This window comes from Synechococcus sp. RS9907, assembly GCF_014279615.1.
GTDB lineage: Bacteria > Cyanobacteriota > Cyanobacteriia > PCC-6307 > Cyanobiaceae > Parasynechococcus.
Map to the genome: position 1 here is coordinate 1,168,255 of NZ_CP047944.1, position 18,167 is coordinate 1,186,421.

At 59.7% G+C, this 18,167-nt stretch carries 20 protein-coding genes; 13 read left to right on the forward strand and 7 right to left on the reverse strand.

Going from position 1 to position 18,167, the window contains the following annotated elements:
• The first annotated feature begins 4 nt into the window (after window positions 1-4).
• From SynRS9907_RS06325 to ccsB, 4 genes are read left to right on the forward strand one after another with little or no spacing between them, the layout of a single operon-like run.
• Complete coding sequence (locus SynRS9907_RS06325) at window positions 5-442, forward strand: LptA/OstA family protein (protein ID WP_188022192.1); 438 nt, start codon at window positions 5-7, stop codon at window positions 440-442.
• Window positions 439-1,167 (forward strand): LPS export ABC transporter ATP-binding protein, encoded by a 729-nt coding sequence (gene lptB, locus SynRS9907_RS06330; RefSeq protein ID WP_188022193.1) that lies wholly within the window; start codon window positions 439-441, stop codon window positions 1,165-1,167. Before SynRS9907_RS06325 ends, lptB begins: the two co-directional genes overlap by 4 nt.
• A complete protein-coding gene (locus SynRS9907_RS06335; protein WP_255446033.1) occupies window positions 1,167-2,327 on the forward strand; it encodes an LptF/LptG family permease in 1,161 nt (386 codons plus the stop codon). The genes lptB and SynRS9907_RS06335 overlap by 1 nt, the downstream gene beginning before the upstream one ends.
• 38 nt (window positions 2,328-2,365) lie before the next feature.
• Window positions 2,366-3,280, forward strand: coding sequence for a c-type cytochrome biogenesis protein CcsB (gene ccsB, locus SynRS9907_RS06340; protein WP_114989075.1), 915 nt, complete (start codon window positions 2,366-2,368; stop codon window positions 3,278-3,280).
• Between the two features lie 29 nt (window positions 3,281-3,309).
• Here the strand turns inward: ccsB and SynRS9907_RS06345 are convergent, their stop codons facing one another.
• From SynRS9907_RS06345 to rpe, 3 genes are all read right to left on the reverse strand, one after another.
• A complete protein-coding gene (locus SynRS9907_RS06345) occupies window positions 3,310-3,786 on the reverse strand; it encodes a glycine zipper 2TM domain-containing protein (RefSeq protein WP_188022194.1) in 477 nt (158 codons plus the stop codon).
• Window positions 3,787-4,874: 1,088 nt separating this feature from the next.
• Window positions 4,875-5,003, reverse strand: coding sequence for a hypothetical protein (locus SynRS9907_RS14025; protein ID WP_255446015.1), 129 nt, complete (start codon window positions 5,001-5,003; stop codon window positions 4,875-4,877).
• A 153-nt stretch (window positions 5,004-5,156) separates the two neighbouring features.
• Window positions 5,157-5,840, reverse strand: a complete 684-nt coding sequence (gene rpe, locus SynRS9907_RS06350) for a ribulose-phosphate 3-epimerase (RefSeq protein ID WP_188022195.1) — start codon at window positions 5,838-5,840, stop codon at window positions 5,157-5,159.
• Between the two features lie 150 nt (window positions 5,841-5,990).
• Between rpe and glpX the strand changes: the two genes are divergently transcribed.
• From glpX to SynRS9907_RS06385, 7 genes are all read left to right on the forward strand, one after another.
• On the forward strand, window positions 5,991-6,995 hold the full coding sequence (glpX, locus tag SynRS9907_RS06355) for a class II fructose-bisphosphatase (RefSeq protein ID WP_007097794.1): 1,005 nt from the start codon (window positions 5,991-5,993) through the stop codon (window positions 6,993-6,995).
• Between the two features lie 31 nt (window positions 6,996-7,026).
• Window positions 7,027-8,325, forward strand: a complete 1,299-nt coding sequence (locus SynRS9907_RS06360) for a glutamyl-tRNA reductase (RefSeq protein WP_186495157.1) — start codon at window positions 7,027-7,029, stop codon at window positions 8,323-8,325.
• A gap of 121 nt (window positions 8,326-8,446) precedes the next feature.
• Window positions 8,447-9,742, forward strand: coding sequence for a glucose-1-phosphate adenylyltransferase (locus tag SynRS9907_RS06365; RefSeq protein ID WP_188022196.1), 1,296 nt, complete (start codon window positions 8,447-8,449; stop codon window positions 9,740-9,742).
• A 134-nt stretch (window positions 9,743-9,876) separates the two neighbouring features.
• Complete coding sequence (gene gndA / locus SynRS9907_RS06370; protein WP_188022197.1) at window positions 9,877-11,295, forward strand: NADP-dependent phosphogluconate dehydrogenase; 1,419 nt, start codon at window positions 9,877-9,879, stop codon at window positions 11,293-11,295.
• 11 nt (window positions 11,296-11,306) lie between these two features.
• Window positions 11,307-12,020, forward strand: coding sequence for a 6-phosphogluconolactonase (gene pgl / locus SynRS9907_RS06375; protein ID WP_188022198.1), 714 nt, complete (start codon window positions 11,307-11,309; stop codon window positions 12,018-12,020).
• Entirely contained in the window at window positions 12,001-12,561 is a 561-nt protein-coding gene (locus tag SynRS9907_RS06380; protein ID WP_186508713.1) for a CIA30 family protein, read from the forward strand. The genes pgl and SynRS9907_RS06380 overlap by 20 nt, the downstream gene beginning before the upstream one ends.
• A gap of 4 nt (window positions 12,562-12,565) precedes the next feature.
• Window positions 12,566-12,934 carry a hypothetical protein gene (locus SynRS9907_RS06385; protein WP_188022199.1) on the forward strand — a complete coding sequence of 123 codons (369 nt, stop codon included), beginning with the start codon at window positions 12,566-12,568 and terminating at the stop codon, window positions 12,932-12,934.
• Window positions 12,935-12,945: 11 nt separating this feature from the next.
• Here SynRS9907_RS06385 and ilvD read toward each other — a convergent pair whose 3' ends face one another.
• From ilvD to SynRS9907_RS06400, 3 genes are read right to left on the reverse strand one after another with little or no spacing between them, the layout of a single operon-like run.
• Window positions 12,946-14,619: a dihydroxy-acid dehydratase gene (ilvD, locus tag SynRS9907_RS06390; protein WP_188022200.1), complete on the reverse strand. Its 1,674-nt coding sequence runs from the start codon at window positions 14,617-14,619 to the stop codon at window positions 12,946-12,948.
• Between the two features lie 44 nt (window positions 14,620-14,663).
• Window positions 14,664-14,942, reverse strand: a complete 279-nt coding sequence (locus tag SynRS9907_RS06395) for a hypothetical protein (protein WP_114989086.1) — start codon at window positions 14,940-14,942, stop codon at window positions 14,664-14,666.
• Between the two features lie 36 nt (window positions 14,943-14,978).
• On the reverse strand, window positions 14,979-15,584 hold the full coding sequence (locus SynRS9907_RS06400; RefSeq protein ID WP_188022201.1) for a uracil phosphoribosyltransferase: 606 nt from the start codon (window positions 15,582-15,584) through the stop codon (window positions 14,979-14,981).
• Between the two features lie 73 nt (window positions 15,585-15,657).
• Between SynRS9907_RS06400 and SynRS9907_RS06405 the strand changes: the two genes are divergently transcribed.
• Together SynRS9907_RS06405 and cobW are read left to right on the forward strand one after the other, a co-directional pair.
• A complete protein-coding gene (locus tag SynRS9907_RS06405; RefSeq protein WP_244273103.1) occupies window positions 15,658-16,149 on the forward strand; it encodes a pentapeptide repeat-containing protein in 492 nt (163 codons plus the stop codon).
• A 5-nt stretch (window positions 16,150-16,154) separates the two neighbouring features.
• The gene (cobW, locus tag SynRS9907_RS06410; protein ID WP_188022202.1) at window positions 16,155-17,285 is read left to right on the forward strand and encodes a cobalamin biosynthesis protein CobW; all 1,131 of its coding nucleotides are present in this window, start codon (window positions 16,155-16,157) and stop codon (window positions 17,283-17,285) included.
• Here cobW and SynRS9907_RS06415 read toward each other — a convergent pair.
• A complete protein-coding gene (locus SynRS9907_RS06415) occupies window positions 17,222-18,088 on the reverse strand; it encodes an EamA family transporter (protein ID WP_188022203.1) in 867 nt (288 codons plus the stop codon). The two genes, cobW and SynRS9907_RS06415, sit on opposite strands and share 64 nt — an antisense overlap.
• Window positions 18,089-18,167 lie beyond the last annotated feature (79 nt).

Sequence of the window (18,167 nt, forward strand, 5' to 3'; positions counted from 1 at the left end):
AGCAATGCTCCGTTCTCGGGGGCTTCTTTTAGCTCTGCCCCTTCTGGCCGCCCTTTGGCCCCTGTTCTCGGCCCAGGCTCAGCAAACAGCTGACGCTGGCGTCATCACGATTGAGTCCGACCTGCAATCGGCCGACAACGGAACGGGTGTGATCACCGCCAGTGGCAACGTTCGCTTGGTGCACGCCGGTCGTGGTTTGGTGGCAACAAGCCGACAGGCCCAGTACTTCACGGAGGAAGACCGGATTGTTCTGAGTGGTGATGTTGATGTGATCCAGGCTGATGGCAATCAGCTCCGTGCTGACCGGTTTACTTATCTCCTGGATGAAGGTCGCGCGATTGCCAGCCCTGTTCCCGGCCAGCAGGTGTTCAGTCAGTGGTCGCTCACTCCCAGCCAACCCGTGCTCGACGTTCAGGCCGAGACCAACCCAGTGACTCCATGACCCTGGAACTGTCGAATGTCTCCATCACCCTTGGGGGCCGCCAGTTGCTGAAGGGCTTGGATCTGAAGCTTGCCCCCGGCGAGGTGGTCGGCCTGCTCGGTCCCAATGGAGCTGGAAAAACCACCACCTTCAATCTGGTGATCGGTTTGCTCTCCCCTGATCAGGGCGAGGTGACGGTGAACGGTGAGCGGGTCACCCATCTGCCCATGCCGGAGCGAGCCCGGCTTGGTGTGGGTTACCTGCCCCAGGAAGCAAGTGTGTTTCGCAATCTCACGGTGCGTGAAAATCTGGATATCGCTCTTGAACAGACCGATCTCAGCTCCGAGCAGCGTCGGGATCGGCGCCAGCAGCTGATTGAGGACTTTCACCTCAGCGCGTTCATCAACCGTCTTGGTTTCCAACTCTCTGGGGGTGAACGTCGCCGTTGCGAAGTGGCCAGGGCACTGGCATCGGGTGCCAACGGACCGACGTATCTGCTTTTGGATGAACCCTTTGCAGGCGTCGACCCCCTTGCGGTGGCGGATCTGCAGCTGCTGATCGAGGGGTTGCGCTCCCGGGGCATGGGGATTCTGATCACCGATCACAACGTTCGCGAAACCCTGGCCACCACTGATCGGGCTTACATCCTCAACGAGGGTGCGGTGTTGGCCGCAGGACGTTCCGAGGAGGTGGCAGCTGATCCACAGGTGCGTCGTTATTACCTCGGGGAGGGATTCCAACTGTGATTTTGGATCGTCTCAAACGGGCCACCTGGATGCGGCTGGATCTTCTGGATCGTTGGTTGCTCAAGGAGCTGCTTGGTCCGCTTCTGTTCTTCATTGCCCTGTTCACCCTGTTGCTGCTCACGGGTGGCGTGATGTTTGAACTGGTGCGGCAGATGGTCGACAAGAACCTGCCGATCACGATCGCGGTTCAGGTGCTGCTGTTCAGCATTCCGCGTTGGTTGGCCTTCTCTGTGCCGATCGGAACGCTGATGGCATCCCTGTTCGTGTTCACCCGCCTTTCGGCGAACAGTGAACTCACCGCCCTGCGCAGCCTTGGGATCACCACAGTGCGGATGATCAGCGCGGCCCTCGCCCTTTCGATGGTGATGACGCTGTTCACCTTCGTTCTCAACGACGTGGTGGTGCCCCGCAGCCAACGCTATGCAGAGGTCACCCTCAAGCGATCACTGGGTCGTTCCCTCGCCAGTGAGACAGGACGCGACATCATTTATCCCCGTTTCGGGACCCGCTTCGATTCCGACGGCGAAGAGGACGGCAAGGGCCTGAATCAACTCTTCTATTCGCGCAAGTTTCAGAACGGTGAAATGGTGGATGTGACGGTTCTGGATTTCACCCGATCCGGTCTCACCCAGATGTTGCGTGCGGATCGGGCCATCTGGAATGAGGCCCAAGCCAGCTGGGACTTTCTGGATGGCCAGATTCTGACCTTGGCCGCCAACGGCAGCTCAACCAAGGCCGATTTCGATCGTTACGTCTATCCCCTTGGTTCCGGTCCGGTGAGCTTGGCGCGCATTGAGAAAGACGCCATCAACATGACTGTTGCCGAAGCCTTGCAGGCCCAGAGGCTCTACGAAGAGGCCGGCAGCATCAAGGAAGCCCGCAAAATCCGTGTGCGGATCCAGGAGAAGTTCACGGTTCCGATGGCCTGTCTGGTGTTTGGCTTGTTTGGAGCGACCCTCGGCGCTCAGCCCAGCTACCGAAGCAGCCGAAGCTTCTCATTTGTGCTCACCCTCGGCATCATCGCTGTCTACTACGTGATTGGTTTCAGCTTCAGTTCCCTCGGGGTGAAGGGAACCCTGCCGCCGGTTCTGGCGGCCTGGCTGCCTGTGATGTTGTTCCTCGGGGCGGGTGGTCTGTTGCTGAAACAGGCCAGTCGCTGATTGGCCGAGGCAGAATCCCCGTGTCTTCTGGAAATGGTGTGCTGAACACGCCTTTTGAGCTGGTCACCAGTCTTGGTTTCGCTGGCTTTGTGTTGCTGCTGCTGGCCATGCCCATGGCTTTCTGGGCGGTGTCCAGCCAGTCCCGGGCTGGCTTGGTGCGACTGCTGGTGGCCGTCGCCAACCTTCTGTTCACGGCTCAGCTGATTTTGCGTTGGTGGCAATCCGGCCACTTCCCGATCAGCAACCTCTACGAATCCCTGTGCTTTCTCGCCTGGGCTTGCACCCTCACCCAGCTGCTGGTGGAACGGGCCTGGCCTTCTCCCATCGTGGCGGCTGCGGCCACCCCCATGGGCCTTGGTTGCATTGCCTTCGCCAGCTTTGCCTTGCCCGATCAATTGCAGTCAGCGGCTCCTCTGGTTCCCGCCCTGCGCTCAAGCTGGTTGGTCATGCACGTGAGCGTGATCATGGTGAGTTACGCCGCACTGCTGGTGGGATCCCTGCTCTCCTTGGCGGTGTTGGTCACCGATCGCGGCCAATCCCTGGAACTGCGGAGCAGTTCCATCGGCAGTGGTGGATATCGTCAGGCGGCCTCGATCGCGAATGGTGGTTCTGTTCAGCTGCAATCGGTTCAGCTGAGCACCAACGAGCAACTCGACAGCCTCAGTTATCGCACCATCACCGTTGGGTTCTTGATGCTTACGGTGGGCATCGTGAGTGGTGCTGTTTGGGCGAATGAAGCCTGGGGCAGCTACTGGAGCTGGGATCCCAAGGAAACCTGGGCCTTGATCTGCTGGCTGGTGTATGCCGCTTATCTGCACACACGCCTCAGTCGCGGTTGGCAGGGCCGACGCCCAGCTCTTGTGGCTGTTGTTGGCCTTGTGGTGATCGCTGTTTGTTACATCGGGGTGAATCTGCTGGGCATTGGTTTGCACAGCTACGGCTGGTTTTTCTAACCAGCACTTTGTGTGAACTCGATCGAGGCTCAACCGCCATCGACCTGACATCCAACAAGGGCACCGCCAACAGCCCCGGCAGGAATCGACCAGATCCAGTTGTCCTTTTTGGCAAGCGCGCCTCCCAAGGCTCCCCCTAGAACCCCGCCAGCGAGGGTTCCTTCCAAACAGGAATTGTCGTCCTCTTCTGCGGGAGTCGCCATAACCTTTCGTCCTCCTGACATTGTCGGTGGATGAGCTGAATGGTTGTGGGCGTGATGCCCCTCCTTGTGTTTGTGGCTTTTGCGCCCATGGAAATGCAGGGTCTTGGGGCAGGGCCGTTCGACCCTCTCCTCTCGACTGCTGACGTAGCCAGGCTTTTCTCTGGTACCGGGATGGTAAGTCTCAACATATTGATTCTGGTAGCAAGTCTTTGCCTTTGAATATGTCTTGTTGGCCAGGGCTGGTTCACTCAAGACCGTCATTAATGCGACTCCTGTGAAAAGCCCGGAAAAAAATTTTTTCACAATGAACGGGTTGCTCTGTGATTCATTTTGCCCTCCCGAACAAGAAAGGGTCTGTCAACTTCAGTTGGATCTATGACAGGATGCATCTGGGCATGAACTCATTGCTTTTTGTTGGTTTTATCGTAATGAGTTTTTTCTCTTCGAATCAATCCCCCAGATGAGGGATTGATCCTTTGGTCCAGATCCCCCATTCCAGGGATGTATCACCCGAGTTCAGTTTGTGAAGATGGCCCACCATCAGTGGAAGAGATTCTTGAGCTGCATGCCTGCAGCTGCGGAGGGAAACCATGGTGGAGATGTGGGTCTGGCAGCGCAAGCGGCCGCCACCAGGGGATCGAGGCCTTACGGACTCTCCCCACCACTCAGGGGGGATCGAGGTCCACTTGGACTCTCCCCCCCCCACACCAATCAACTCTGGGTTGTGATCACAACCCTCTCCTGTGCAGTAGGAACGAACAAATCAGCGCCTGCAGGGGCATTCCTTACTGAGACGAGCAATGCCGGCTCGTTTGTTGGGAGGTTTCGCTCTCTTCTGCTTCAGAGAGCAGATAACGCTTCCGCTGCGCCGATTCCAGGCCAGACAGCAAGACAGCGCGTCTTGAAGGTGCGACCCGCTGAGGCCGATCAAGACCCCGAAGCAGTGGATGGATGCCTCGTCTGCTCATGCTGTTCCCCCGGTTATGCGTGAATCTCGCGCCGTGACCTGTGGTCCATCGCGTGACTGAATATTTCCATGATCTTCAGTCTTGTTTTGTGATCCACGTCACTGATTGGCGTGATGCCCTTCCAAGTTGTTGGCTTCTCAGGACGTGCATCAAGCCAACGGGCAAAAAGGAAGGCCACCCCTGCAAAGGGATGGCCTACACCTTGTTGGCGTTCTTTGAAGCTGAACGAAGCGTCTGGCTGTATGGCTTGTCAGGCCAGTCAGGCAGCTTCTAGATCTTGCTCAGTTGGACTGTCGTCACGCATTGGACGCCTCCGACTTCGACAGTCCCAGCATCGCTCAAAGCAGATGCTCGGATCATCCGTATTTCAACTCAGCGGCAGGGAGTAAAAGCGGAGCAAGCTCGATCCTCAAGTCAACAGAACTATTGAGCCAAATGTTGAAGAACGGCACTGATATTCATGCTCCCTTTGAGATAACCGGCAAAAGCCAATGCGATCACGCCTGCATTAAGCGCCAGAAATGCAGTAACCAGTTTGACGTCATCATTCATCTATTCATTATCGGAGGCTTGTTGGTGTCGCTGTGGCTTCCAATTCTTTGGAGATGATGAAACTGCCCAAGCGCTTGGTTCTTGCTTGAAGTGATTACAAAAAAAGCCCGGCATGGGCTGCCGGGCTGGTGGTGTTGAGTGATGGCCTACCAATCAGGCAAGAACGGCTTCCTTGCTGCTGCTGTTGCGGATGCCTTTGATCGCTTCGGCGTAATCGGGTTGGTTGAACACACCGGAGCCGGACACAATCGCGTTGGCACCTGCTTCGATCACCTTCCAGGCATTGCCGGCTTTGATGCCGCCATCCACTTCGATCCAGGGATCGAGACCCCTCTCATCGCACATGCGGCGCAAGTCGCGGATTTTCTGAACCTGGTTTTCGATGAAGCTTTGGCCGCCGAAACCGGGGTTCACGCTCATGATCAGCACCAGATCGCAGAGCTCGAGGCAGTAATCGAGGGTGTCGATTGGAGTTGAGGGATTCAGGACTGCACCTGCTTTTTTGCCCAGGTCTTTGATCTGAGCCAGGTTGCGGTGCAGGTGCGGGCAGGCCTCAACCTGCACGGAAATGATGTCGGCACCGGCTTTGGCGAAGTCGGGGACGTACTTCTCCGGCTCAACGATCATCAGGTGAACGTCCAGGGGCTTCTGGGTCACCGGCCGCAGCGCCTCAACAATCAGCGGTCCAATGGTGATGTTCGGAACAAAGCGGCCGTCCATCACATCCACATGGATCCAATCCGCACCGGCTTCGTCCACGGCTTTCACTTCTTCGCCGAGTCGTGCGAAGTCAGCCGACAGGATCGACGGCGAGATCACCAGGGGCTTGGTGCTCATGGATGAGGAGCGCGAAGTGCCGGGAGATTTTAGGGACTCCTGCAACCACTGATACAGTGAGCCGCGCTCAGACGTCGAGATCCACTGCGGCGACGGCCAACTGCCCGTCCAGAAGATCTCGCCAACCCGTCCCACCTCATCCGGAGTCCCGTGGATCAGACCCTCATTCAGGAAATTCTCGAGATCGTCGAGCAGGCCGCCATCGCTTCCGCCTCGCTCTCCGGCAAAGGCCTGAAGGATGAAGCCGATGCATTGGCCGTTGATGCCATGCGCAAGCGCATGAATCAGATCCAGATGCAGGGCCGCATCGTGATCGGCGAGGGGGAACGTGATGAAGCCCCGATGCTTTACATCGGAGAAGAGGTCGGCACCGGCACTGGCCCTGGTGTTGACTTTGCTGTCGACCCCTGCGAAGGCACCAACCTCTGCGCCTTCAACCAACGCGGCTCCATGGCTGTTCTCGCCGCTTCCGATCGGGGCGGTCTGTTCAACGCCCCCGACTTCTACATGAAGAAGCTGGCTGCTCCTCCGGCAGCCAAGGGCAAGGTGGACATCCGCAAATCAGCCACTGAAAACATCAAGATCCTCAGCGAGTGCCTGGGTCTCCCCGTCGACGAGCTGAACATCGTTGTGATGGATCGCGCCCGTCACAAGGACCTGATCGCTGAGATCCGTGCCACCGGCGCTCGCATCCAGCCCATCTCTGATGGAGACGTTCAGGCCGCCATCGCCTGCGGTTTCGCCGGCACAGGAACCCACTGCCTGATGGGCATCGGCGCTGCCCCTGAGGGTGTGATTTCAGCCGCTGCCATGCGCGCTCTTGGTGGCCACTTCCAGGGCCAACTGGTGTATGACCCCGCGATTGCTCAGACCTCCGAGTGGGCTGACATGACCAAAGAGGGCAACCTGGCGCGTCTCGCTGAGATGGGCATCGCCGATCCCGACAAGGTCTATGAAGCCGAGGAGCTGGCCTGCGGCGAGCATGTTTGTTTCGCTGGCAGCGGCATCACGGATGGTCTGCTCTTCAATGGCGTTAAGTTCGAAAAGGACTGCACCCGCACAAGCAGCCTGGTGATCAGCAACCTGGACAACACCTGCCGCTTCACCAACACCGTGCACATCAAAGACGGCGCCCAGAGCATTGCTCTGAGCTGATCGTCACCCACTGGTTGAGAGGAACGTCTTCATGCATATCTCCGTCGTCGGCCTCAGTCATCGCACGGCACCGGTGGAGATCCGGGAACGGCTCAGCATCCCTGAGCAGACCATGGAGACGTCCCTTCAATCCCTGCGCGGCAATGAGCAGGTGCTCGAGGCATCAATCCTCAGCACCTGCAACCGGCTTGAGATTTACACCCTGGTCCGCAATCCGGACCTCGGAGTGTCTGCTGTCAGCGACTTTCTCAGCAGCCACTCCGGACTTGAAACGGGCGAGCTGACGCCTCACCTGTTCAGTTACCACCACGAAGACGCTGTCGATCACCTCATGCGGGTGGCGGCGGGTCTCGACAGCCTTGTGCTGGGGGAGGGACAAATCTTGTCCCAGGTGAAGAAGATGATGCGGCTCGGTCAGGAGCACAAATCCCTGGGTCCGATCCTGAATCGTTTGCTCACCCAGGCTGTTACCACCGGCAAACGCGTCCGCAGCGAAACCAACCTTGGAACAGGCGCTGTGTCGATCAGCTCTGCTGCCGTTGAGCTTGCTCAGCTCAAGCTCGGCCAATCCCGGGGACTGGACCAACTGGTCACCCTGGAAAGCGAGCAGATCGCTGTTGTCGGTGCCGGGCGCATGAGCCGTCTGTTGCTTCAGCACTTGCAGGCCAAGGGTGCCTCTGGTGTTGTTCTGCTGAACCGCACCGTTGAGCGGGCCGAGCAGCTGTCGGCCGATTTCCCCGATCTTCCTGTTCAGTGCAGGCCGCTCACGGATCTGGATCAGTACCTGAGCACCTGCTCGCTGATGTTCACCAGCACCGCCGCTGATGATCCAATCATTGATGCTGCACGTCTGGCTCCTCTGAACCGTCGCAGCAAGCTGCGCCTGATCGACATCGGTGTGCCGCGCAACATCGCTGCCGATGCTGCCGACGTGAACGGCGTTGAATCCCACGATGTGGACGACCTGCAAGAGGTCGTTGCCCGTAACCAGGAAGCCCGTCAGGCCATGGCCCGCGAGGCTGAGCAGTTGCTTCAGCAGGAAGCGCAGCAGTTCCTCGAGTGGTGGGACAGCCTTGAGGCCGTGCCGACCATCAACCAGCTGCGTTCCTCGATGGAGTCGATCCGTACTGAGGAACTCCAGAAAGCCCTCAGCCGAATGGGCCCTGACTTCTCAGCTCGGGAACGCAAGGTTGTCGAGGCTCTGAGCAAGGGCATCGTCAACAAAATTCTCCACACGCCGGTGACCCAGCTGCGGGCTCCCCAGACCCGTCAGGATCGCCAACAGGCTCTTCGAATTGTCGAAAGACTGTTCGATTTGGAAGCATCTTGAGCTCTTGAGCCATTCAGTCGCGATCTGAATCCCAGTAATCTCGACTGATTCTTCCCAAAGACGGTTGCGAAGCCAAAAACTCCGGTAAGTTCTTGCGGCAACGCCGATTTGGGACAGCGGCATGAAGCGGGTCTTGGCCATCATTCTGGGCGGCGGTGCAGGCACGCGCCTGTATCCGCTCACAAAAATGCGCGCCAAGCCGGCCGTCCCTCTGGCAGGCAAATATCGACTGATTGATATTCCGATTAGCAACTGCATCAACTCCGACATCAACAAGATGTACGTGATGACGCAGTTCAACAGTGCATCACTGAACCGCCACCTCAGTCAGACCTACAACCTCAGCAACTCCTTCGGTGGAGGTTTTGTTGAGGTGCTCGCAGCTCAGCAGACCCCCGACAGTCCCACCTGGTTTGAGGGCACCGCAGACGCTGTACGCAAATACCAGTGGTTGTTCCAGGAATGGGATGTTGATGAATACCTGATCCTTTCCGGCGACCAGCTCTACCGGATGGATTACAGCCTCTTCATCGAGCACCACCGCCGCTCAGGTGCTGATCTCACCGTTGCGGCTCTTCCCGTTGATCCCAAGCAGGCAGAGGCTTTCGGTTTGATGCGGACCGATGAAAACGGCTCGATCAAGGAGTTCCGCGAGAAGCCCAAGGGTGATTCGCTGCTGGAGATGGCTGTCGACACCTCTCGCTTCGGCCTCAGTGCCGATTCAGCCAAGGAGCGGCCCTATCTCGCTTCCATGGGCATCTATGTGTTCAGCCGTGAGACCTTGTTCGATCTGCTCGACAAGCATCCCGGCCACAAGGATTTCGGCAAGGAAATCATTCCCGAGGCTCTCGCAAGGGGCGACAAGCTCCAGAGCTACGTTTTCGACGACTACTGGGAAGACATTGGCACCATCGGTGCGTTCTATGAAGCCAACCTTGCGCTGACCCAACAACCCACGCCCCCCTTCAGCTTCTACGACGAGAAGTTCCCCATCTACACGCGTCCTCGCTATCTGCCCCCCAGCAAGCTGGTCGACGCCCAGATCACCAATTCGATTGTTGGTGAAGGCTCGATCTTGAAGTCCTGCAGCATCCACCACTGCGTCCTGGGTGTGCGCAGCCGCATTGAAAGTGACTGCGTGCTTCAAGACACGCTGGTGATGGGAGCCGACTTCTTTGAATCACCCGACGAACGTGCCGTCTTGAAGGAGCGTGGAGGCATTCCTCTTGGCGTTGGCAAGGGCACCACGGTGAAACGTGCCATCCTCGACAAGAACACCCGCATTGGTTCGGGTGTCTCGATCATCAACAAGGACAACGTGGAAGAAGCCGACCGTTCCGATCAGGGCTTCTACATCCGCAACGGCATTGTGGTGGTTCAGAAAAACGCCACCATCGCCGATGGAACAGTGATCTGAGGGCAAGCACCGCTTTCAGGAATGAGCCGACGTCTTTCTGCCGATGGCTCATTCCTGACATTTATTGGTTGATTTGCGGTCGAGACCAGCCGAGATCAACACACTGAGATCACTCCTTAGTGGTCCTTCAGGCCATGTCCAAGTCTCACTTCGGCCTCATCGGTCTTGGCGTGATGGGCGAGAATCTCGTCCTGAATGCGGAACGCAACGGATTCTCCAGCGTTGTCTACAACCGCACCTACGCCAAAACCGAAGACTTCCTCCAGGGGCGTGGCAAGGACAAGAACATTCAGGGCGCCACCGACCTTGAAGATTTCGTTGGCAAGTTGGAGCGCCCCCGCCGGATTTTGATGATGGTGAAGGCGGGGCCTGCCGTCGATGCTGTTGTTGATCAGCTCTCCCCCTATCTCGAGGAAGGCGATCTGCTGATTGATGGAGGCAACTCCGATTACCACGACACTGAACGTCGGGTGAAGCAACTCGAAAGCAAGAGTTTTGGCTTCATCGGCATGGGTGTGTCCGGTGGCGCCAAAGGTGCCCTGGAGGGTCCGAGCATGATGCCCGGCGGAACCAAGACCTCCTACGAGGCCATCGAGGGCCTTGTGAACAAGATGGCGGCTCAGGTCGAAGACGGACCTTGCGTGACCTACATCGGTCCCGGCGGGTCAGGACACCTGGTGAAAACCGTCCACAACGGGATCGAATACGGCATCGAGCAGATCCTTGCCGAGGGCTACGACCTGATGAAGCGGGTCAAGGGAATGACCGGTGTGCAGATGGCCGACGTTCTCGGTCAATGGAACGCCACAGAAGAGTTGTCGTCGTATCTGGTGGAAATCACCGAGGTGTGTCTGCGCACCAAGGATCCCGTCGATGGCACTGATCTGGTGGAAAAAATCACCGACCAGGCTGGCCAGAAGGGCACCGGTCTCTGGACCGTGGTGACGGCACTGCAGATGGGTGCCTCTGTTCCCACCATCTATGCCTCTCTCAATGCAAGGGTGATGAGCTCGATGAAGCCCCAACGCGTGGCGGCCGAATCGATCCTCAAAGGACCAACCATCAAGGACTTTGACCTGGGAACGCCTGCCGATGCCATGGCTCCGCTGATGGATGCCACGGTGCTCAGCTGCATCGCCAGTTATGCCCAGGGAATGGAGCTTCTGCGAATCGCCTCCCAGGACCTCGACTATGAACTCCACATGCCGTCGATCGCTCAGATCTGGAAGGGTGGCTGCATCATTCGGGCCCGTCTGCTGAAGCGCATTCAGGATGCTTTCCACGCAGATCCCCAGCTGCCCAACCTGATGGTTGATCCCTGGTTCGCTGAACAGATCAACCGACGGCTTCCCGGACTGGCTCAAGTGGTGGCCGGTGCCGCCGAGGCCGGTATTCCCGTTCCCTGCTTCAGCAGCACCCTCGACTACATCAACAGCTACCGCTCCGGTCGCCTTCCTCAGAACCTGGTTCAGGCGATGCGGGATTGCTTCGGCTCCCACACCTACCAAAGGGTCGACAAGGAGGGCACGTTCCACACCGAATGGCTCAGCTGAGTCGTTGAGCGATGACCAACTACCGCATCGAGCGGGCGAAGGATCCTCAGGACCTCGCCCGTCAGGTCTGTGAAACTGTTGCCGCCCAAATTGATCTGGCCTTGGATCAACGGGACCGCTGCCAGATCGCTCTCTCCGGTGGGAGCACCCCCGCCAGCGCCTACTCCCTGCTCGGTCAGGAACGGTTGCCCTGGGACCGGGTGGACGTCGTTCTGGGTGACGAGCGCTGGGTGGCTGCCGACGATGCGTCCAGCAACGCCGGCATGCTGCGCCGCACCCTTCTCGCCCACGGGCCTGGAGCTTCAGCCGCTTTTCATCCCGTGCCCACCGTGGAACTGGAGAGCCCTGAGGCCAGTGCCCAGGCTTTTGCTGACCAGCTGTCTCAGCTGTGCTCAGGAGCACCACCGGTGTTCGATGTGATGCTGCTGGGCCTGGGGGATGACGGCCACACCGCATCCCTGTTCCCCGGCACCGAGGCTCCAGCGGTGTCGGATCGCTGGACGACCATCGGGCGCGGCAAGGGTTTGGATCGCATCACCATGACGGCTCCTGTGCTCAGTGCCGCCCGTCAGGTGATCTTCCTCGTCAGTGGTGCCGGTAAACAGGAGGCCCTCCGGCGACTGGTTGATCCCTCCGAATCCTCCGATCGCACTCCCGCTCGGCTGGTTCAACCTGCTAGTGATGTGCTGATCCTTGCTGATCAGGATGCAGCCGCCGGCCTCTGAACAGATCCTTTTCCAGGGCAGCGACTTTGCTGACTGGGCCAGCCTGAACGACACGATCATGGGCGGCCGATCCCGTGCCGGTTGCCGCGTGACCCCCGACGGACTCGTGCTGGACGGGGAGCTGGTGGAGACCGGCGGTGGTTTCGTGAGCTGCCGCTCCCCTCGCCTGCAGCCCCCGCTCGATCTGTCCCCTTATTCAGCACTTCAGCTGGATGTTGAGGGTGAGGGACGCACCCTGAAGATTGCCCTTGGTTGCCGGGATGGAGCCATGGGACTCACGGAACTGATTCCCGGTGGTCTCCGCTGGGTGGTGGATGTTGCGACCAAACCGTCCGGTGTGACCCCTGTTGTGGTGCCATTCGCCGACCTCAGACCCACGGTGCGTGCCAAGCCCGTTGGCTTACCGCTGCGCTTCGATCCCAGTGGCATCACCCGCATTCAGGTGTTGCACTCGAAATTCGGTGATGCTGGGGATCTCAATCCGGGGTTTCGCGCTGGCTCCATCCGGGTGCTGATCCGTTCAATCCGCGCCTTGCCCTGAGTCCATGGACCTTCTGCTGTTGATTGCCAAGGCGGCTGACGTTTGCCTCAAGCCCTGGAGCCATGCTGTTGTTCTGATCGATCCTTCGGCTCCAGAACAAATCGACGATCTGCACGTGCGGATTGAATGCCGTGATGGCGACGGCCAGCGTTGCTCCGATCAGGATCTTGAACTGGAGATCTATCGGAGTGGCGAAGAGATCAATCTGATGCTGAGCTGGTGGGACCAACCGGAACGTCCGATGCTCTGGCACGGGCGCCATCCAGTCTGGATGGATGGCGCATCGGGGCAGCGCTGTGCGGCACCGCAGGATGCCGCCCCGCTTGAAGCATTGGGTCGGCGCCTACGGGCTCTGGTGCAACCGGCTGTTTGATCGCGCCGAATTCAATCGGCGTGGTCGGTGGTGGCACCCCGGCTTGAGCTGGAGACGAGCCGCGCGTACTTGCCGAGAATTCCGTTGCGGTAACGGGGTTCTGGCTTGCTCCATCCCGCCCGGCGCCGATCCAGTTCCGCGTCATCCACGTTGAGTTGGAGCAGCAGCTGATCAGCATCAACCGTGATGCTGTCGCCTTCTTGAACCAGCCCGATCGTTCCGCCAACGGTGGCTTCAGGAGCCACGTGACCCACCACCAGGCCATAGGTGCCGCCGCTGAAGCGGCCATCGGTGATCAGGGCGACCTTGTCCCCAAGGCCCTGACCAACGATCGCTGAGGTGGGAGCCAGCATCTCCCGCATGCCCGGTCCACCGACGGGACCCTCGTTGCGGACCACCACCACATCCCCGGCCTGGATCTTTTTGTCGAGGATGGCGGCAAGGCAGTCTTCCTCGCTTTCAAACACCCGCGCCGGGCCGGTGAGAACAGGTGTCTTCACACCGCTGATCTTGGCCACGCTTCCCTCGCTGGCGAGGTTGCCCTTGAGGATGGCGAGGTGCCCTTTGGCGTAAAGCGGATTGCTCAGGGGGCGGATCACGTCCTGCCCGGAGGGCGGCTCCGAGGGCACATCGGCGAGCAACTCCTTCAGGCTTTTGCCCTCCACCGTTCGGCAGTCGCCGTGCAGCAAGCCTGCATCCAGCAGCAGCTTCATCACCTGGGGAATGCCGCCGGCGTTGTGCAGATCAACGGTCACGTAGCGGCCGCTGGGCTTGAGATCACAGATCACCGGCACCCGCTGACGAATCCGTTCGAAGTCATCGATGCTCAGGTCAACGCCGGCGGTGCGGGCAATGGCCAGCAGGTGCAGCACCGCATTGGTGGAGCCACCCACCGCCATGATCACGCTGATGGCGTTCTCAAAGGCTTCCTTGGTGAGCAGATCCAGGGGGCGGATGTTGGCTTTCACGGCCTCCACCAACACCTCGGCGGAGCGAGCCGCACTGTCGGCCTTTTCCTCGTCCTCGGCAGCCATCGTGGAGCTGTAGGGGAGGCTGAGACCCATCGTTTCGATGGCGGCACTCATGGTGTTGGCGGTGAACATGCCGCCGCAACTGCCAGCCCCAGGGCAGGCATTTTTCTCAACTGCGGTGAGCTGCTCTTCGTCGATCTTGCCGCTGGTCAGTTGGCCGACCGCTTCAAAAGCGCTCACCACCGTGAGATCGCAGCCGCCCAGCTTGCCCGGCTTGATCGTGCCGCCGTAGACGAACACCGAAGGGATGTTCATCCGCGCCATCGCGAGCATGGCGCCGGGCATGTTCTTGTCGCAGCCACCAACGGCCAGCACCCCATCCATGCTCTGGCCATTGCAGGCCGTTTCGATGGCGTCAGCGATCACTTCACGGCTCACCAGGGAGTACTTCATCCCTTCGGTGCCCATGGAGATTCCATCACTCACGGTGATGGTTCCGAACATCTGTGGCATGCCTCCGGCCTGCCGGGCCGATTCCTCAGCTCGTTTGGCGAGGTCGTTCAGCCCCACATTGCAGGGGGTGATGGTGCTGTAGCCGTTGGCGATGCCCAGGATGGGCTTGCCGAAATCGCTGTCTCCAAAGCCCACGGCCCGCAACATGGCGCGGTTGGGAGACCGCTGAATCCCCTTGGTGACGGCGTCGGAGCGAAGCATGGAACGGAGCGGACCAGTGGCAATCAAGCCAACCTACCGAGCGCTCATCCTTCGCTACCGAGTCCCTCGAGTTGGGCGCGAACGCGGGCGATCTCCGCGTTGAGTTTTTCCACCCGCTCCTCGAGGTGTCCGTTGCCTGCGCTGTCCAGCACTTCGGAACCGTCCTGCATCCGCGGTGCGTGCAACATCGACTTCTGCGCGCCGTAACGCCTGCGCCTGTCGGCTTCGTTGAGGAGCCACCAGGCCAGGCCTGCAGCACCGAGCACTGCTCCGGTGACCAGGGTTGCCAGGGTGCCTGAGCCCGTGTCGTGCTGCTGGGCCATGGGTGCGTTCAACCTGCCTGAAGGTTAGTCATGCCCTCAAGATCTGAGGTTCAGCCGTCGCACAGGGTCACCGATTCCCGGACGAATCTCACCCTGCTCCCCCACGCCTTCGTCAATGCAGGCGGTGTGCAGCGTTAGGTCTGGAATCGCTTCACCCAACAGCTTCAGTCCTGGACTGGCGCACAGGGCAGTGATCAGCCGCAGCCGCCGACCATCCACACCCTTGCTCTGGAGCTCCTGCAGAAGTTTGAGGGTGGCCTCACCATCACTGATCTGATCCACGAACAGAATCACCCCGGCGTTGGCTTCGATCTCCTGTGGGCACGACCCCAGGCAGAGGGATGAATCGGGAAGGACGGATCGTCCTCCCTGCCAAAGCTCGAGGCCTGCTGGCAGCACTGGAATGGCGATCAGCGGTACCGATGCTTCAACGAGGGTGCCTTCGGTGTCCCCATGGAGTCCGGGCACCATCTCCCGGCGATGGGGCAGCCAGTCCCGCAGGGCTTCGTAGGTGAGCCACCGGCCCAGTTCCTGCAGGGCTGTGGCGTAGAGGGCCGCAGGGGTTTCCCGATGCCGAAGCATGGTCAGCCAATGGCCGATCAGGGGATGGGGTGGAACCACCACCCGCAAGCTCATGGCCATATCGACTCGCTCCGCGGACAGTTGCCATAACGTGATTGCTCAAATTACCGGTCTAATGGGCGCCCTTCGACGTATGGCCTCGCTGCTGGCGGTGATCACGCTGGCGTTCAGCACTGTTGTTTGGGCTGAATCAGTGCAGGCCATCACCGCTCCCGAGCTGCGTGGTCAGTTCGCAGTTCAGGAGATCAGCGCTGATATGCACGGTCTTGACCTCAAAGAAAAAGAGTTCCTCAAGGCCGATTTGCGCGAGGTGAATCTCAGCGGCACAGACCTGCGCGGCGCTGTGATCAACACCTCGCAACTGCAGGGGGCCGATCTCCGGGATGCCGATCTCTCCGATGTTGTGGGCTTTGCCAGCCACTTCGAGGGCGCCGATCTCCGGGGGGCCAATTTCACCAACGCGATGATGATGCAGAGCCGTTTCACGGACGCACAGATCGACGGTGCTGATTTCACCAACGCCGTGATCGACCTCCCCCAACAGCGGGCACTCTGCGCTCGGGCGGATGGATCCAATCCGATCAGTGGTGTCTCCACCCGTGAGAGCCTGGGCTGCCGCCCTTAATCGTCATGGCTAAGCGTCTGCCGGTGACCGTGATCACCGGGTTTCTTGGGGCCGGCAAGACCACGGTGCTCCGCCATCTGCTCACCCGTGGCGGTCAGCGATTGGCTGTGATGGTCAACGAATTTGGCAGCGTTGGGCTTGATGGTGATCTGATTCGCAGCTGCGGGTTTTGTCCTGAGGAGGAGGTGGACGGCCGTTTGGTTGAGCTGAACAACGGCTGCCTCTGCTGCACGGTGCAGGACGACTTCCTGCCGACCATGGAGACGTTGCTGGAACGGGCGGATCAATTGGATGGGATCGTTGTTGAAACCAGCGGTCTCGCTTTGCCAAGGCCTCTGCTTCAGGCCCTGGATTGGCCGGCCATCCGCAGCCGCGTGCATGTGAATGGTGTGGTGACGCTGGTGGATGGCGAAGCTTTGGCTGCAGGCAGCCCAGTGGCTGATGCTGAAGCGCTGGAGCGGCAACGGGCCGAGGATCCCAGCCTCGATCACCTCACAGCGATCGACGACTTGTTTGAGGATCAACTCCAGGCCGCTGACCTGGTCTTGATCAGCCGGGCTGATTGCCTGGATGCATCAGCGATGGCTGAGGTGCAGGGGCGGATCAAAGACAAAGTGCGCCCGGGTACCGCTCTGCTTCCTGTGTCTCAGGGACAGGTGGAGACATCCGTTGTGTTGGGCCTTGATCACAAGCCCACTCCCCAAGCCCATACCCATCACGACCACAACGACCACAACGACCACAACGACCATCACGACCATCACGACCATCACGACCACAGCCATGTCGACATGGTCGGCAGCAATGTGCGCGTTGAAGGGGCCTTGGACCGTCAGGCCCTCGAGCAGCTGTTGCCCAGCCTCGTGAGCAATCTCCAGGTGGTTCGACTCAAGGGGCGTGTCTGGCTGCCCAGCAAAACGCTTCCGCTTCAGATCCAGATGGTTGGTCCGCGGTTGAACAGCTGGTTTGAAGCAGCTCCCAGCCATGCCTGGCGTCCCGATCAGGGCTGTGGTGCTGATCTGGTGGTGCTGACTTTGAATGAGGCTGCAGCTTCTGCCCTGGAATCCGGCCTTCAGAGGCTGGTGCAGGCCACACCGGCCAAGGCCAGCCCCGCGGCAGCCACGCCGGAGAGCTGAATCGGGTCTCCTTCCATTCGGCCCACAAAAAGAGCCATCACTGGCGCCGTGGCCATCAGCGTCACCCCTTCTCCAACGGGCATCGTTTGCAGCACCACCTGTTGCAACAGGATTCCGCCGTTGGTTCCAACCACGGTGGCGATCACAAGCTTCCATTGCTCCCGTTGTTTCAGCTTGGTCTGTCTCCAGATCCCTTTGAGGAAGGGAAGAAGACCAAGCCATCCGCCCAGCAGCCGGATCGATGCCGTCTGCAATGGGGTGAGGTTGCTGCTGATCAGCACCTGACGGGCCAGAAAGGCTCCGCTCAGGCCACAGATCACGGCGGTGAGTGCCAACAGCAGCCCGATGCCGAAGTCAGCAGCGCTGCCCCCCCGCTCCCCTTGGCTCGTCTCTTTTGCGTGTATGGCGATGAGAACCACCGCGCTTGAAACCAAAAGCGCGCCGAGACCGTTCTTCACGGCCAGGCTGTCCCCCATCACCAGAACCCCAGCGATGCTGGCCAGCACCGGACCGCTGGCCTCCACGGTGAGGGTTCGTCGGGTGCCGAGTCGCCGCAACGCCCCGAGATAGAAGCTGTCGCCGGCCGCAATGCCGATCAAGCCGCTGATTAACAGCAGCAGAACAGCATGCACTTCGGTGTTGTGCGGAAGTGTGAGCAGAACCGGCAGAAACAGCAGGCTGGCCAAGCCGTTCTTCATGGCGTTGAGCCGGATCGCCGTGACTCGCCCTGATAGTGATCGCCAGAGTGCACTGGCTCCCGTCCAGGCCATGGCTGCTCCAAGGGCCGCCAATACACCCGTCATGGTCTGGTGTTGATCGTTGTGCAGTCTGCTGTGCAGTCGAGAACTCTGTGCACAATTCAGGAATGTGAGGCCTGGAGAC

What these genes read in the sequence shown, in the direction of transcription:
- SynRS9907_RS06325 (WP_188022192.1), top strand. Translation starts at nt 5, where the DNA reads ATGCTCCGTTCTCGGGGGCTTCTTTTAGCTCTGCCCCTTCTGGCCGCC.
- lptB (WP_188022193.1), top strand. Translation starts at nt 439, where the DNA reads ATGACCCTGGAACTGTCGAATGTCTCCATCACCCTTGGGGGCCGCCAG.
- SynRS9907_RS14025 (WP_255446015.1), bottom strand. Translation starts at nt 5,003, where the DNA reads ATGAATGATGACGTCAAACTGGTTACTGCATTTCTGGCGCTTAATGCA.
- rpe (WP_188022195.1), bottom strand. Translation starts at nt 5,840, where the DNA reads ATGAGCACCAAGCCCCTGGTGATCTCGCCGTCGATCCTGTCGGCTGAC.
- SynRS9907_RS06360 (WP_186495157.1), top strand. Translation starts at nt 7,027, where the DNA reads ATGCATATCTCCGTCGTCGGCCTCAGTCATCGCACGGCACCGGTGGAG.
- SynRS9907_RS06365 (WP_188022196.1), top strand. Translation starts at nt 8,447, where the DNA reads ATGAAGCGGGTCTTGGCCATCATTCTGGGCGGCGGTGCAGGCACGCGC.
- gndA (WP_188022197.1), top strand. Translation starts at nt 9,877, where the DNA reads ATGTCCAAGTCTCACTTCGGCCTCATCGGTCTTGGCGTGATGGGCGAG.
- pgl (WP_188022198.1), top strand. Translation starts at nt 11,307, where the DNA reads ATGACCAACTACCGCATCGAGCGGGCGAAGGATCCTCAGGACCTCGCC.
- SynRS9907_RS06380 (WP_186508713.1), top strand. Translation starts at nt 12,001, where the DNA reads ATGCAGCCGCCGGCCTCTGAACAGATCCTTTTCCAGGGCAGCGACTTT.
- SynRS9907_RS06385 (WP_188022199.1), top strand. Translation starts at nt 12,566, where the DNA reads ATGGACCTTCTGCTGTTGATTGCCAAGGCGGCTGACGTTTGCCTCAAG.
- ilvD (WP_188022200.1), bottom strand. Translation starts at nt 14,619, where the DNA reads ATGCTTCGCTCCGACGCCGTCACCAAGGGGATTCAGCGGTCTCCCAAC.
- SynRS9907_RS06395 (WP_114989086.1), bottom strand. Translation starts at nt 14,942, where the DNA reads ATGGCCCAGCAGCACGACACGGGCTCAGGCACCCTGGCAACCCTGGTC.
- SynRS9907_RS06400 (WP_188022201.1), bottom strand. Translation starts at nt 15,584, where the DNA reads ATGGCCATGAGCTTGCGGGTGGTGGTTCCACCCCATCCCCTGATCGGC.
- SynRS9907_RS06405 (WP_244273103.1), top strand. Translation starts at nt 15,658, where the DNA reads ATGGCCTCGCTGCTGGCGGTGATCACGCTGGCGTTCAGCACTGTTGTT.
- cobW (WP_188022202.1), top strand. Translation starts at nt 16,155, where the DNA reads ATGGCTAAGCGTCTGCCGGTGACCGTGATCACCGGGTTTCTTGGGGCC.
- SynRS9907_RS06415 (WP_188022203.1), bottom strand. Translation starts at nt 18,088, where the DNA reads ATGACGGGTGTATTGGCGGCCCTTGGAGCAGCCATGGCCTGGACGGGA.